Origin of the sequence: Pseudarthrobacter sp. R1, assembly GCF_024494415.1 — a bacterium.
Lineage (GTDB): Bacteria > Actinomycetota > Actinomycetes > Actinomycetales > Micrococcaceae > Arthrobacter.
On sequence record NZ_JAMKFI010000009.1, the window covers coordinates 303,297 to 315,406 of the forward strand.

Sequence of the window (12,110 nt, forward strand, 5' to 3'; positions counted from 1 at the left end):
AGCCTCAGTACCACCTCGATCGAAGGGCCGTCGAATGACCGCCACCTCCCTGACCAGCACCCAGGGCGCCGGCCGCGCCGGGGACAAAATCTTTTCGGGTGCCGCCTTGGCCGCCGGATGCCTCATTCTCGCCGTCCTCTTCGGCGTCGCACTCTTCCTGGTGGTCCAAGCCATCCCGGCGCTGACCGCACCGGCCGCCGACATCCAGGGCGGTAAAGGCTTCTTCGCCTACATCTGGCCCATCGTCATCGGCACGCTCATCGCCGCGGTCATCGCATTGATCATCGCCACACCCGTCGCCATCGGCGTCGCACTGTTTATCTCGCACTTCGCCCCGCGCGGCCTCGCGTCCGGGTTGGGGTACGTCGTGGACCTGCTCGCTGCCATCCCGTCCGTCATCTACGGCGCCTGGGGGGCAGCGTTCCTGGCCAAGGAAATCTCCCCGGCCTACAACTGGCTGGCGGAAAACATGGGGTGGCTGCCCATCTTCCAGGGCCCGGCCTCGGCCACCGGCAAGACCATCCTCACTGCCGGCATCGTCCTCTCCGTCATGGTGCTGCCCATCATCACCTCCCTGTCCCGCGAGATCTTCCTCCAGACCCCCAAACTGCACGAGGAAGCCGCACTCGCCCTGGGCGCCACCCGCTGGGAAATGATCAAGATGTCAGTCCTGCCCTTCGCGCGGCCCGGCATCATCAGCGCCATCATGCTGGGCCTGGGCCGCGCACTCGGCGAGACCATGGCCGTAGCCCTCGTGCTGTCGTCCGGCGCCCTGACCGCCAGCCTGATCCAGTCCGGCAACCAGACCATCGCAGCCGAGATCGCCCTGAACTTCCCCGAGGCCAGCGGGCTCAAGGTCAGCACGCTGATCGCCGCCGGCCTGGTCCTGTTCATCATCACCCTGGCCGTGAACATGATCGCGCGCTGGATCATCACCCGGCACAAAGAATTCTCGGGAGCCAACTAAATGACCTCCACGCTTACTCCCGTCCGCAGCAAGCGCTCGGCGCTGACCAAAGGCCAGCTGCCAAAGTACGCACCCTATGCCGTCCTCGCCGCCGCGCTGATTGCCGGCGCCGCGATCCTGGCCCTCATCGGCTTCAACCCGTTCGGCTGGGGCATCGTCTCCGCGATCCTGTTCGCCATCGGGCTGGTGTCCTGGAGCGCCGCCGTTGAAGGTACCCGCAAGGCAAAGGACAAGCTCGCTACCTGCCTGGTGGTGGGATCCTTCCTGGTGGCCCTGCTCCCGCTCTTCTCAGTGATCTGGACCGTGCTGGCCAACGGTGTTCCCGGACTTATCAACCCGGGATTCCTTACCACCTCCATGAACGGGGTAACCGGCGTTTACGACAACAGGGCGGTGGAAGAAGGCGCACCCGTCCTGGGCGGCATCTATCACGCATTCCTGGGCACGGTGCAGATCACCCTGCTGGCCACCGTCATCTCGGTTCCGGTGGGCCTGCTGACCGCCATTTACCTGGTGGAGTATGGCCACGACGGGCGGCTCGCACGCGCCATCACCTTCTTCGTGGACGTGATGACCGGCATCCCGTCCATCGTGGCCGGCCTCTTCTCCGCGGCTTTCTTCTTCGCCGTGGTCGGCCCCGGTACCAAGACCGGCGCCGTTGCCGCCGTCGCGCTTTCCGTGCTGATGATCCCCGTGGTGGTGCGGTCCAGTGAGGAAATGCTCAAGATCGTTCCCAACGAACTCCGCGAAGCGGCGTACGCGCTGGGCGTGCGCAAGTGGCGGACCATCATCAAGGTTGTCATCCCGACGGCGATCTCCGGCATCGCGTCCGGCGTGACCCTGGCGATCGCCAGGGTCATTGGTGAGACTGCGCCCATCCTGGTCACCGCCGGCTTCGCCACCAGCATTAACTCCAACGTGTTCAGTGGCTGGATGGCTTCACTGCCCACGTTTATCTACACCCAGATCCTGAACCCCACGTCGCCGGCCAACCCGGACCCGTCCTCGCAGCGGGCCTGGGGCGCCGCCCTGGTGCTGATCATCCTGGTGATGGTCCTGAACCTGGGCGCCCGGCTGATCGCCAGGATCTTCGCCCCCAGGACGGGCCGCTAAGGCCCAGCTCCTTCCGGTCCTTTGGGCCGGACCATAGACTTCAATCCATACCCAGTTAGTGAAGGAACACCATGTCTAAGCGCATCGACGTCAAGGACCTGAACGTGTACTACGGCGATTTCCTTGCCGTGGAGGACGTCACCATCAACATTGAGGCCAAGTCCGTCACCGCGTTCATTGGTCCGTCCGGCTGCGGAAAGTCCACCTTCCTGCGCACCCTGAACCGCATGCACGAGGTGCTTCCCGGCGCCCGCGTTGAGGGCGAAGTCCTGCTCGACGGCGACAACCTGTACGGCCCCGGCGTAGACCCCGTTACGGTCCGCTCGCAGATCGGCATGGTCTTCCAGCGGCCAAACCCGTTCCCCACGATGTCCATCCGGGACAACGTGCTGGCCGGCGTCAAGCTGAACAACAAAAAGATCTCCAAGGGCGAGGCAGACGTCCTGGTGGAACGCTCGCTGAAGGGCGCAAACCTGTGGAACGAGGTCAAGGACCGGCTGGACAAGCCCGGTTCAGGGCTCTCCGGCGGCCAGCAGCAGCGCCTCTGCATCGCGCGGGCCATTGCCGTGGAACCGCAGGTGATCCTGATGGACGAGCCATGCTCTGCCCTGGACCCCATCTCCACCCTGGCCATTGAGGACCTCATCAACGAGCTCAAGGACCAGTACACCGTGGTGATCGTGACCCACAACATGCAGCAGGCGGCCCGCGTCTCAAACCGTACGGCTTTCTTCAACATCGCGGGCACCGGCAAGCCGGGCAAACTGATCGAGATCGGTGATACCCACACCATCTTCAGCAATCCCACCCAGAAGGCAACTGAGGACTACGTTTCCGGCCGCTTCGGATAAATACCGCACCGGGCGGACACGCGGCGCGGGTGCGGCTACTCCGGCACTTCCAGCTGGAAACCGCACCGGCAGCGCAGGACCCTGGTGGGAAGTGAGACGGAGCTGAGGGCGCCCCCGCCGGCACTGCTGCGGTAGCAAAGGCGCTCGATTTCGAACTCGGCTTCCTCCATGGGAAAGCCGCAGTGGATGTATTCATCACCGAACATGATGACTTTCGCCATCCAGCGCACCTGGTGCAGGGCAGCGGCCACTTCTGCCGCGTACGCAAGGTGTTCGTGGAAGCGCCGGCAGTCATTGCACGTGTAGGAAACTGTGACCAGGTCGCCGTTGGCCCCACCCATGGCCATGATGGCGTGGATGGTCAGGTGATGTTCCGTTCCACAGACTTCGCATTCCATATGCCGTGGCTGGGGCAGGGAGTGCCGGGGATTCGAGTTAGCCACGATGCCTGCTCTTTTCCACACAAGGTGCATCCAGTTCCGCCGATATGCTGCAGCGGCGTTCGTCCGCGGCCCTGCACCCGGCGGCGGATATCATCCCCCGGCAACAGCGCGTTGGAGGCGTACTTCCGAATTTACGTCACATGGATCGGCCTGTATAGGTCAGCAGGGCGGACAGGCTATCGGAAGGGTGGAAGCCCCGGCCACCGCGGCGCTGTTGCTCCCGAGGGCAGCCCCACGACAAGAAAGCGCCTACCCAGCCACCGGCGAAAGTGCCAACGCCAGGACAAATGCCAGGGCCGCCGTTGCCGCAGGAGTCAGGATCCAGAGGCCCACGATGCGGATCACGAGCTTTCGGTTGGTCACCGAAAAATGCTGGTTTTCGCCTGCGCCCAGCACGGCCGAGGTAACGGTGTGTGTGGTGGAGAGGGACCACTGCAGCCCGATTGCGCCCACAAACAGCATGACGGCACTGAAGATCTGTGCCACCGAGCCGCGCAGCGGATCAACACGGGTGATCTTGTAGCCGATGGTGTGTGAGATCCGCCAGCCCCCGTACATCGTGCCGGCGGTAATCATGACCGCAGAAAGCAGCGCCACCCATACGGGGACGGTCCCGCCGTCCGAATATCCGGCTGCCAGCAGGGCGAGGAGCAGCACCGCGTTAATCCGCTGGCCGTCCTGCAGGCCGTGGCCGAACGCCACCGCCCCGGCGGCAATGGACTGGCTTCGGCGGAACCGCTGGTTCACCACACTGGGCTGCGTGTAGCGGGCAGCCCACGTGGCCGGGTAAACCAGCAGGAAGGACCCGCTGTAGGCAACCAGCGGCGACAGCACCAGTGGCAGGACAACCTGCAACAGCAGGGAGCGGTCCACCCCACCCACACCGGCGCCGCCCACTGCAAGGCTGGCGAGCCCGGCACCGGCAAGGCCGCCCACCAAAGCGTGCGTGGAAGAGGCCGGAATGCCCCGCCACCACAGCAGGATGCCCCAGGCAACGGCGCTGCCCAAACCGGCGAGCAGTATGTTGAGGCCGTCCGTACCGCCGGGAAGGTTGATCCAGGTTTGGCTGACGGCGACGGCAAGGAGCGCGCTCAGCAGGGCGCCCAGGAAGTTGAAGAAGGCGGCCAGCAGAACGGCCACGCTGGGCGTCAGGGCCCGGGTGCGCACGGCAAGGGCAACAGAGGTGGAGACGTCGCGGAAGCCGTTGACGAAGGCGAACACGGCCGTCAGGACAACCACCGCGCCGAAGATGACTGCGGTCACGTCAGGATTCCTTGACGATGATGCTGCCTACCTGGGTGGCGATGCGCCGCATGTCCTTGGTGACTTCCACCAGCTGGTTGGCAACGTCACGGTTGCGCGAGTACTGGGCCCACTTCATGTCCCTGATCATGTCCGCCACCCAGACCCGGTGCGTCCGTTCAGCACGTTTGGCCAGCCGCAGGATTTCGATCCAGTAGTCCTCAAGGTCATCGAGGTTGTCGAGCCGGCGCATGGCGTCCACCGTGAGCTCGGCCTGCCGGCTGATGACCTCCAGCTGGTCCGCAGCCCGTTTGGGCAGCCTTTCCAGCCGGTAGAGCGCCACCAGCTCCGCCGCGGCATCCAGCTTCTCGATGGCCTCATTGAGGTAGCGGGACAGGGCGTACATGTCTTCGCGGGGGAGCGGGTTCACGAAGCTGGTGCGCATGTGGGTCAGGAGGGCGAAGTGCAGCTCGGCGGACCTGGCTTCGTGGTTGTGCATATCCTCCACGAGCTTGCCGTGCTCATCGGCGGGGACGCCAAGGATCTCAGCCAGGGTGGCACTGGCCAGCACGATTTGCTGCGCCATCTGGGATAAGAGGTTCAGCCCGGCGGGCTCCTGGGGAAAAAGGCGCAGCTTCACGTAGTTACCGGTCTCCGGGAAAAGTACAGGGCGGGAGTTGCCTGCCGTGTGACTTGACCCCGGCGCGCAACTGACGCTAACTCTACCGGCCCCGAACGGCACCCCTGAAATGGGCAAACACGAAAGCGGGCAACAGCATTTGGGCAGAAAAATGGTGCCGAACCGGATACGCCTCTCGGCGGTAGGCCGCTCTAGGCGGCTGAATGTTGAAGCCCGGGGGTTTCGCGGCTCGGCACCAGTTTCAGTGTTCTACGTTGGTTGGCCCAAGTCAACATTGACAGATCCGGGGTCTTGGGTCAGTCGAGTTCGCCCAGGCGCCACGCGTTGGCGGCGTGCTCAAGGTCCTCGGCGGTTTTAACCAGCTGGTGTGAATTGCGGGTCAGTTTGCTGGCGTGCGCCTCGTTGCCGTGTTCGGCACCGTCGGCGAGAGTCGCCTGGCCCAGCGCCACAACCCGGCAGAACGCGGCGGAACGTTCCAGCGCGACGTCGAACTCGCCGTCGAACGCGCCGGAAAGGATGGCATCAGCCATCGCTTTCATCTCGTCCGCACCGGGAGGCTCAGCGGCTCCGGCCACCACGTTGGAGACCTGTGCAGTGTCCTTGCCCGCGCGGAAGTACACCGAAATGCGCTCCGGGTCCTGGACCGTAGCCGCCCGCAGGGCGTACAACCGCCACAGCGCGCCGGGAAGGGAGCGGGCGGGGCTCTCGGCCCACATCTCCGCGATGGCCTCCAGGCCCTGCTCGTCCGCAAGCTTGACCAGCCGGTCGGTCACTACGGGATCATCGCTGTCCCGGCCGTGGCGGACCAGCGCCTGGGCAGCGAGGTGGGCGGCTTCGGACACGCGGGCGGGATCGGCGCCGCCGGCGAAGGGTTCGAAGTCCACGGGCGCGAAAGGCTTCGGCTTGTGGTGCCGGTTGGCGCCGCCGTAATGGCTGGGACCTGTTTGCTCGCTCATGCCCCCCACGCTACTCCTGTGCCCTGCGGGAAATCGAGCATCCGGACAATGCCGGTGGACGCAACAGAATCTCCGACGGCGGGACCCGGCGTGCGTGCGAATGGTGCCGTGACCATGGGTTAGAGTATTAACGTCCAGAAATGGACTGGGCCGGGTCGGCCGGTACAGTGTGCCGAAGCAACCCGGCGGGGGCCTTTAGCTCAGTTGGTAGAGCATCGGACTTTTAATCCGTGGGTCGTGGGTTCGAGCCCCACAGGGCCCACCCTTTAGCAGGTCAGAGGCATTAGCCTCTGACCTGCTTGCGTTTTCAGGGCCAATAGGCCCGGGAACACTGCTTTGTTGCCTCGCCTAAAATTCCGCTTCGGGTGCGCATTGAACCAGGTGTTGACTTTGTAGTCGCGCAGGGAGCAGCCTTCGCGTGGGCAAGAGCTTCAAGCTGTCCGTCAGGTCAAGGATCTGCCGCCACATTGGCGCTGATTTGAGGCCTTTTAACCGCGCGTCCATAATGACGACGGGCCGCTTGCAGACGCCGGGATGCCCGGCGGCGCGCTGATGCGGGGTGAGTGCCGGTACGGGCATAAGTATCCCGCAGGCGCCAAGCAGCAACGAGTGCTGCTACAAACTGGGCCGCCAGCCACAGCACCGACACCCCTGGTAGCCCGTAGAGATGGGCAGCGGCTGCGGCAGGCACTACTGCAACGGTTGCCGCCACGCACGCAACAGCGGTCGCTTCCGCCTGCAGCGCCCGGGCGCGGCAAACGCCGTAGTAAATCTGCGTCACACAACTCAGGACCAGTGCCGGGACCAGTAACGGAAGTAGAACCCAGTGTGGGGCGTACTGAGAGCCGAGCATTTGTAAGATAAAGGGACTTGCTCCAATCAGGACGCCCCCTGCTGCAAGGGTGAGGAGGAGGCTGATTCGAAGCGCCCGTACAACCAGTCCCGGATGATGGCCGGGGGCCGCGAGCTTAGTTTGCAGGGAATAGCCGGCGGACTGTTGAACGAAAAAGACTGCTGTTGCCAGCATCCAGACGACGTACCAGGCCGCAGTGGCCGAGGCGCTGAGTGTAGCGGCGATGATGAGGGGCAACACGTAGCCGGGCGCGCGGTCGGCCAGCATGAGGGGATAATTCCGGAGGGCGGGACGGAGTAGATTCAGGATTTGCCGAAACCGCAGGACGTTTTTGCCCCCGGGACCAATTCCAGCACGGTATACCTGCAGCAGTCCAAGAAGTACGCTGGCTGCGGCTCCAGCGGCGACCGCGCCGACAACGGTGTTGAGACTGCGGTATCCGCCGGCAAGGCAAGCAGCCAGAACGGCCAACTGGACGAGACTCTGGAGCAAGCTGCGCATCAATGCCAAGTGGGCTTGGCATTGAGCAGTATGGATATGGTCAAGCTGGTAAGCCGTGGTGGCGAAAAAAGCGGCAGCCAGAAACGCCGCCGCTGCTGTTGGGTCATCCCAGGCTTGGCCGACCCCAGGGCCGAGGGCACGCGTTGTTATGAGCAGCCCCGTCGCGACTATGAGGGATGAGAGCCCTACAGTGAGCAGGCTTGTGGTTATCAGCCGACGCCCATCGGTCTCCGCGGGCAGGAGCGTCAGTGTGGCCGGGCCAACACCCAGCATCCCTATCTGAACTGTCAGCAGCGCCGCCGCGACGACCGCGGTAGCTAAGCCGAGCTCAGCCGGGGCCAAAAGAATTGCAGCGAGGGCCCAAAATAGAAGGCCCGTGACCATGGGCACCACACGGGCTGCGGTCAACCAGATCGTGTTGCCACCCAGAGAGAGTACTTTAGCCGCTGGGCGCACGAGCTAACCCCCTGGCCATCACACAGTAGTTAGAAAGCAAGAACGCGGCCCCGTGGGGCAAGCAGCGGGGGTCGCTCATAAGCGCCAGGCCGGCATCGAACTTGGGAGCCGGGTAAAGATACACAACCGCCTCACCATTTGCTTCATTGCATTGATATGACATTGGCCAGTACACACTCCAACTCCCGGGAGCGCCCCGCCAGCGCTCCTAGGGACACCGCTGGCCCAGCAAATCAAGAGCCATAGCTTTGCCGTACCCCGCAGACTAGTGCCTGCGGGGGGAGAAAAAAGCAGTAGTAAGTACTCATTTCTGTGGCGTGCACTTACCTGCAGCATTCAATGCTTTGCTAACGCACTTTGCGGATCCACGTTGAAGGTGGCTGCCTCAGGCCATGTGGGCGCTTGGGCCTTCAGCGGTGACCCTGGAGTGGGGGTTTTATGGGTAGGATCGCCCCCTTCCACTCCAGGCTGTGAAGACGTACATTGTCCCCATGAATCGCCACGAACAACCCGCCACGCACGTGTCCGCACGTTCGCTACGATGTTCCTTTCCGTGGCTGCTCTCCTCATGACTGCAGCGATACCTGCCTTTGCAACGCCGAGCAATGCCGGGTGATACGGGCCTAAAGGCACACTCTGCTGTGCTGGGCGATTCACATGCCCGCGGGCCCGTGGCAGACCCGCCCTACGCGGCCCTCCTGGCTGCCCGGTCGCGCACAGTGCTAACCGGGCAACGCCACCCCTAACATCCCGGATCCGTACCGCAAGAAAGGAGCTGAAAAGGGCGAACCTTGTCGCCCTGACAGTGATTGAAAGTGATCCCGGCACAGCAGCAGTTGCGAAATTCTCATAACCGAACAGGTGCTGACAAACCGGACGGCATATAACCGAAGCCGTCCACGGTGTGTCGAGGAGAATCAACTCATGTCCATGGCGCTGGACCGGGTTCCCCTGACAGGCCAGACAGTCTGCAACGGAAATACCGAAAAACTGGACTGGCTCTTGACCTCTCCAATCGTCCGATGGCGGTTCCAATAGTTCCGCGCTGGCGGGGAGCAACGGGGAACATGAACATGCATGCGGATCGGGAAATGCCGCTCCTGTTGTGTCCGTCAAAGGGACGTGCCCCTGGCTGTCACAGGCGCAGTCCACGGGACGTCATAGCCTCGGCGTACCGGCTTGTCTGCCCTTTGAGTCGGATGGCATGAGAACCAAGGACCCTAGCTGGGCAGGGACCGCCACTGGAAAATTTTCGAACGGAGCCAGTTATGCAGATAACACCGATGTATGTCCAGCGACTCGCGCGCATCGTATTAGCCCTACTCCTGATGGCTGGCACAGCACTCGCCGCCCCGCCGGCCTTGGCCGCCCCTGACCCCCTCACCTGTGCCGGTTATCCCGAAAAGCGCCACTTCGTGGATGCCCAATCCTGGTGGTTGCCCACCGAGGGTGCGAGTCCGGCCGGTACCAACCATGGTCATATCCACGTTGGTGCTTGTATTCCAGAACGCGAAACCATGACCGGACCATTTACGCTTGATATTCGGATGGTGTTGCACGATCCTGGCCGCCAAAAGGTCTATACCGGCAGTACCTCTGCGCCATATGTGTCGGTGGTCATGAAAGATAAGTCCATCGAGAAGGTGCAGTCCAAGCTTTTCCAAACCGGCTGGACGTGTCCCACCCCAGGTACCTGCACCCGCTGGGGCCAGGTTACTGTCAACCCATCCGTATTCTCCACCGACGGTCTCAAAGAAACGCGCCTGCGCTTCTTCTCTGACGTCGATGACACTGCCGCGGGCGGCACGACAGCCCCAGCCCGTATGATAGCGAACCTCAACTTCCAGTATTACGTTGACTTGTCGCCTACCCGCGCCATTAGCGACGTCTCCCGTGATCCTTACCTGCGCGGTAAGGGGTGGTATTCAGCCCCCGGGCGCGATCTGGCTGCGGGCGGCTATTGTGAAGCCGATCTCGTGACCGTTCCGGTTCCAAATACTCCCATCAGCGGCATATGGTCACCCGCCGTCAAGATGGTTTGGCACGGCGATGCGGGCGACCCGCGCGTCACGGCCCATGAAGTCCGCATCGACCCGGATTTCCACAACAACGAACCCGGTAAAATAGTTCGTCAGGCGGCCGGGGAGTACGACGGCCCGATCAGTATCGACACCACGCAGCTGGCAAATGGCAAACACACGCTGTTCCTGCGCGCCGATTGCAACGACCAGTACGGCCGCAACTCCACCACCTCGGGCGTTCTGATCGTGCCATTTGAAGTCGGCAACGGCATCGGATAGCTTCTGCCACCCATCTGTGGGTGGTGGGTTCGGGCCTTGCCGGGCTCACCCTTTGAGCGAAGAACGGGACAATCCCCGGCGGCCCCCTCCAGGCCACCGCGGGATCTCGGGGTGGTGGCAACCGGCACAATGGGGACATGACAAAAAGCAGCACCGGGCGGCTGCCGCGCCTTGAGGACGTTGCCGAACTAGCCGGCGTCTCCCACCAGACCGTTTCCAGGGTGGTCAACGGCCATCCCAACGTCAGCAAAACGACCCGCGAAAAGGTTGAGGCGGCCATCGCGGAGCTGGGCTACCGGCGCAACACCGCGGCGCGAAGCCTGGTGACGAGGCGCTCGCAGACCATCGGTGTGCTGGGCAGTGAGCTTTCCCAGTACGGCCCGGCCAACACCATGCTGGGCGTGGAACAGGCAGCCAGGGATGCCGGCTACTTCGTCAGCATCGCCGCGTTGCGTTCCGTAAGCAGGGATGCAATTTTCGACGCGCTGCGGCACTTTCTGGACCAGGCGGTGGACGGGATCGCCGTCCTGTTGCCGCACACCGAAACCTTGCGGATCCTGGAGGAGTTCAACCCCGGTGTGCCCGTGATGGCTGTCGGTTCGCTGGGCAACGCGGCAGTCAGCGGAGCGATGGTGGACCAGAAGCTCGGGGCTGAGCTCGCCGTCGGGCATCTCATCGAGCTGGGGCACAGCAGGATCGGCCACGTTGCCGGGCCGGCGGACTGGATCGACGGGGCCTTGCGCACCGAGGGATGGCGAGCAGCGCTGCAGCACGCCGGCCTCCAGGACGACCTGTTGTTTGAAGGCGACTGGAGCGCGGGGAGCGGCTACGCGATCGGGCGGCAGCTGGCGGCGGAACGAAGGGCAACCGCCGTGTTTGTGGGCAATGACCAGATGGCCCTCGGCGTGTTGCGTGCCTTCAACGAGGCTGGGGTCCGGGTGCCCGACGACGTCTCCGTGGTGGGGTTCGACGACCAGCCGGAGGCCAGCTACTTCACCCCGCCGCTCACCACGGTGCGGCAGGACTTTGAGGAGCTAGGCCGGCGTTGCATGGACACCATGCTGAAGGAGATTGAGGCGGGCGCCGCCGTCAGCTCCACAGTGGTCACTCCGAAGCTGGTGCGCCGGGACAGCGCAGCAGCACCGAGGCATTAGCGCGGTTGCGTCGCCGTGGCCTGACGCGACGCCCCAGCCTGAAGCGATACCCGTCATTATTCTTAGGCGCCCGGGACTAAGCTGCGCGGGAACTTTGGCGGTCCGTGGAGCTGCGGCGGGACCAGGCGGCAAGCCGGGGCCAGTAACTGATGGCCGCGTACGCTGCCAGGGCCGCGGCCATGTGCAGATGGAGCATCAGGTGGAGTGAATGGCCGGCCGGCGCAGCCACTTCGCCGGCCGGCGGCACGTCCTGGATAATTCCGCCGTGGCCGTGGACGGACAGTCCACTTCCGGAGCCGCCGGAAAAACCCGTGAACCCGAGATGAAGCAATTGCTGGGCCACTCCGCAAAAGAGCAGCAACACCCAAGCCGGCATCGGGAAGCGCCCCAGGATCGCGGCGGCCATGCCAAGCAGCGCGGCGAGCGCCAGGAGGATGAGCAGGCCGGGGGCGGGCCCTCCGGCCGCCAGATGGGCTGCCAGTCCGAGGCCGGTGGAGATGGGGCCCGCCAGCCACACGCCGGAGCCAGCGCGGACTTTTGGTTTCGGGTCGTCCACGGAGCTCCTTTCCGGTTGGGTCGCGGTTCATCCTGTCCTTACCCCATTGGGCAGCGTCCCACACTTTCGCGATCGCCG

The 12,110-nt window shown here is 63.8% G+C and carries 12 protein-coding genes and 1 tRNA gene; 7 read left to right on the top strand and 6 right to left on the bottom strand.

Annotation, left to right across the window (positions count from 1 at the left end; all coding sequences use genetic code 11):
* Positions 1-34: 34 nt before the first annotated feature.
* The 3 genes from pstC (at position 35) to pstB (ending at position 2,931) form a co-directional block, all read left to right on the top strand.
* Positions 35-967 (top strand): phosphate ABC transporter permease subunit PstC, encoded by a 933-nt coding sequence (gene pstC / locus M8J71_RS18635; RefSeq protein ID WP_256249296.1) that lies wholly within the window; start codon positions 35-37, stop codon positions 965-967.
* Complete coding sequence (gene pstA / locus M8J71_RS18640; RefSeq protein WP_256249297.1) at positions 968-2,080, top strand: phosphate ABC transporter permease PstA; 1,113 nt, start codon at positions 968-970, stop codon at positions 2,078-2,080.
* Between the two features lie 71 nt (positions 2,081-2,151).
* Positions 2,152-2,931, top strand: coding sequence for a phosphate ABC transporter ATP-binding protein PstB (gene pstB, locus M8J71_RS18645; protein ID WP_163161406.1), 780 nt, complete (start codon positions 2,152-2,154; stop codon positions 2,929-2,931).
* Between the two features lie 35 nt (positions 2,932-2,966).
* On the opposite strand, the gene M8J71_RS18650 is transcribed toward pstB, so the two are convergent.
* The 4 genes from M8J71_RS18650 to M8J71_RS18665 form a co-directional block, all read right to left on the bottom strand.
* Complete coding sequence (locus tag M8J71_RS18650) at positions 2,967-3,374, bottom strand: hypothetical protein (RefSeq protein WP_256249298.1); 408 nt, start codon at positions 3,372-3,374, stop codon at positions 2,967-2,969.
* Between the two features lie 249 nt (positions 3,375-3,623).
* Positions 3,624-4,637: an inorganic phosphate transporter gene (locus tag M8J71_RS18655; RefSeq protein ID WP_256249299.1), complete on the bottom strand. Its 1,014-nt coding sequence runs from the start codon at positions 4,635-4,637 to the stop codon at positions 3,624-3,626.
* A gap of 1 nt (position 4,638) precedes the next feature.
* On the bottom strand, positions 4,639-5,256 hold the full coding sequence (locus tag M8J71_RS18660; protein WP_256249300.1) for a nuclease PIN: 618 nt from the start codon (positions 5,254-5,256) through the stop codon (positions 4,639-4,641).
* Between the two features lie 296 nt (positions 5,257-5,552).
* Positions 5,553-6,212, bottom strand: a complete 660-nt coding sequence (locus tag M8J71_RS18665) for a hypothetical protein (protein ID WP_163161414.1) — start codon at positions 6,210-6,212, stop codon at positions 5,553-5,555.
* Between the two features lie 189 nt (positions 6,213-6,401).
* Here M8J71_RS18665 and M8J71_RS18670 point away from each other — a divergent pair.
* A tRNA-Lys gene (locus M8J71_RS18670) sits at positions 6,402-6,474 on the top strand.
* Positions 6,475-6,660: 186 nt separating this feature from the next.
* Here M8J71_RS18670 and M8J71_RS18675 read toward each other — a convergent pair.
* Positions 6,661-7,332, bottom strand: coding sequence for a hypothetical protein (locus M8J71_RS18675; RefSeq protein WP_256249301.1), 672 nt, complete (start codon positions 7,330-7,332; stop codon positions 6,661-6,663).
* A gap of 42 nt (positions 7,333-7,374) precedes the next feature.
* Between M8J71_RS18675 and M8J71_RS18680 the strand changes: the two genes are divergently transcribed.
* From M8J71_RS18680 to M8J71_RS18690, 3 genes are all read left to right on the top strand, one after another.
* Positions 7,375-7,746 carry a hypothetical protein gene (locus M8J71_RS18680; protein WP_256249303.1) on the top strand — a complete coding sequence of 124 codons (372 nt, stop codon included), beginning with the start codon at positions 7,375-7,377 and terminating at the stop codon, positions 7,744-7,746.
* A 1,544-nt stretch (positions 7,747-9,290) separates the two neighbouring features.
* Complete coding sequence (locus M8J71_RS18685) at positions 9,291-10,322, top strand: hypothetical protein (RefSeq protein WP_256249304.1); 1,032 nt, start codon at positions 9,291-9,293, stop codon at positions 10,320-10,322.
* Between the two features lie 137 nt (positions 10,323-10,459).
* Positions 10,460-11,476 (top strand): LacI family DNA-binding transcriptional regulator, encoded by a 1,017-nt coding sequence (locus tag M8J71_RS18690; RefSeq protein WP_256249305.1) that lies wholly within the window; start codon positions 10,460-10,462, stop codon positions 11,474-11,476.
* 76 nt (positions 11,477-11,552) lie between these two features.
* Here the strand turns inward: M8J71_RS18690 and M8J71_RS18695 are convergent, their stop codons facing one another.
* Entirely contained in the window at positions 11,553-12,032 is a 480-nt protein-coding gene (locus M8J71_RS18695; protein WP_256249306.1) for a hypothetical protein, read from the bottom strand.
* Positions 12,033-12,110 lie beyond the last annotated feature (78 nt).

What these genes read in the sequence shown, in the direction of transcription:
- pstB (WP_163161406.1), top strand. Translation starts at nt 2,152, where the DNA reads ATGTCTAAGCGCATCGACGTCAAGGACCTGAACGTGTACTACGGCGAT.
- M8J71_RS18690 (WP_256249305.1), top strand. Translation starts at nt 10,460, where the DNA reads ATGACAAAAAGCAGCACCGGGCGGCTGCCGCGCCTTGAGGACGTTGCC.
- pstC (WP_256249296.1), top strand. Translation starts at nt 35, where the DNA reads ATGACCGCCACCTCCCTGACCAGCACCCAGGGCGCCGGCCGCGCCGGG.
- M8J71_RS18685 (WP_256249304.1), top strand. Translation starts at nt 9,291, where the DNA reads ATGCAGATAACACCGATGTATGTCCAGCGACTCGCGCGCATCGTATTA.
- M8J71_RS18675 (WP_256249301.1), bottom strand. Translation starts at nt 7,332, where the DNA reads ATGCTGGCCGACCGCGCGCCCGGCTACGTGTTGCCCCTCATCATCGCC.
- M8J71_RS18665 (WP_163161414.1), bottom strand. Translation starts at nt 6,212, where the DNA reads ATGAGCGAGCAAACAGGTCCCAGCCATTACGGCGGCGCCAACCGGCAC.
- pstA (WP_256249297.1), top strand. Translation starts at nt 968, where the DNA reads ATGACCTCCACGCTTACTCCCGTCCGCAGCAAGCGCTCGGCGCTGACC.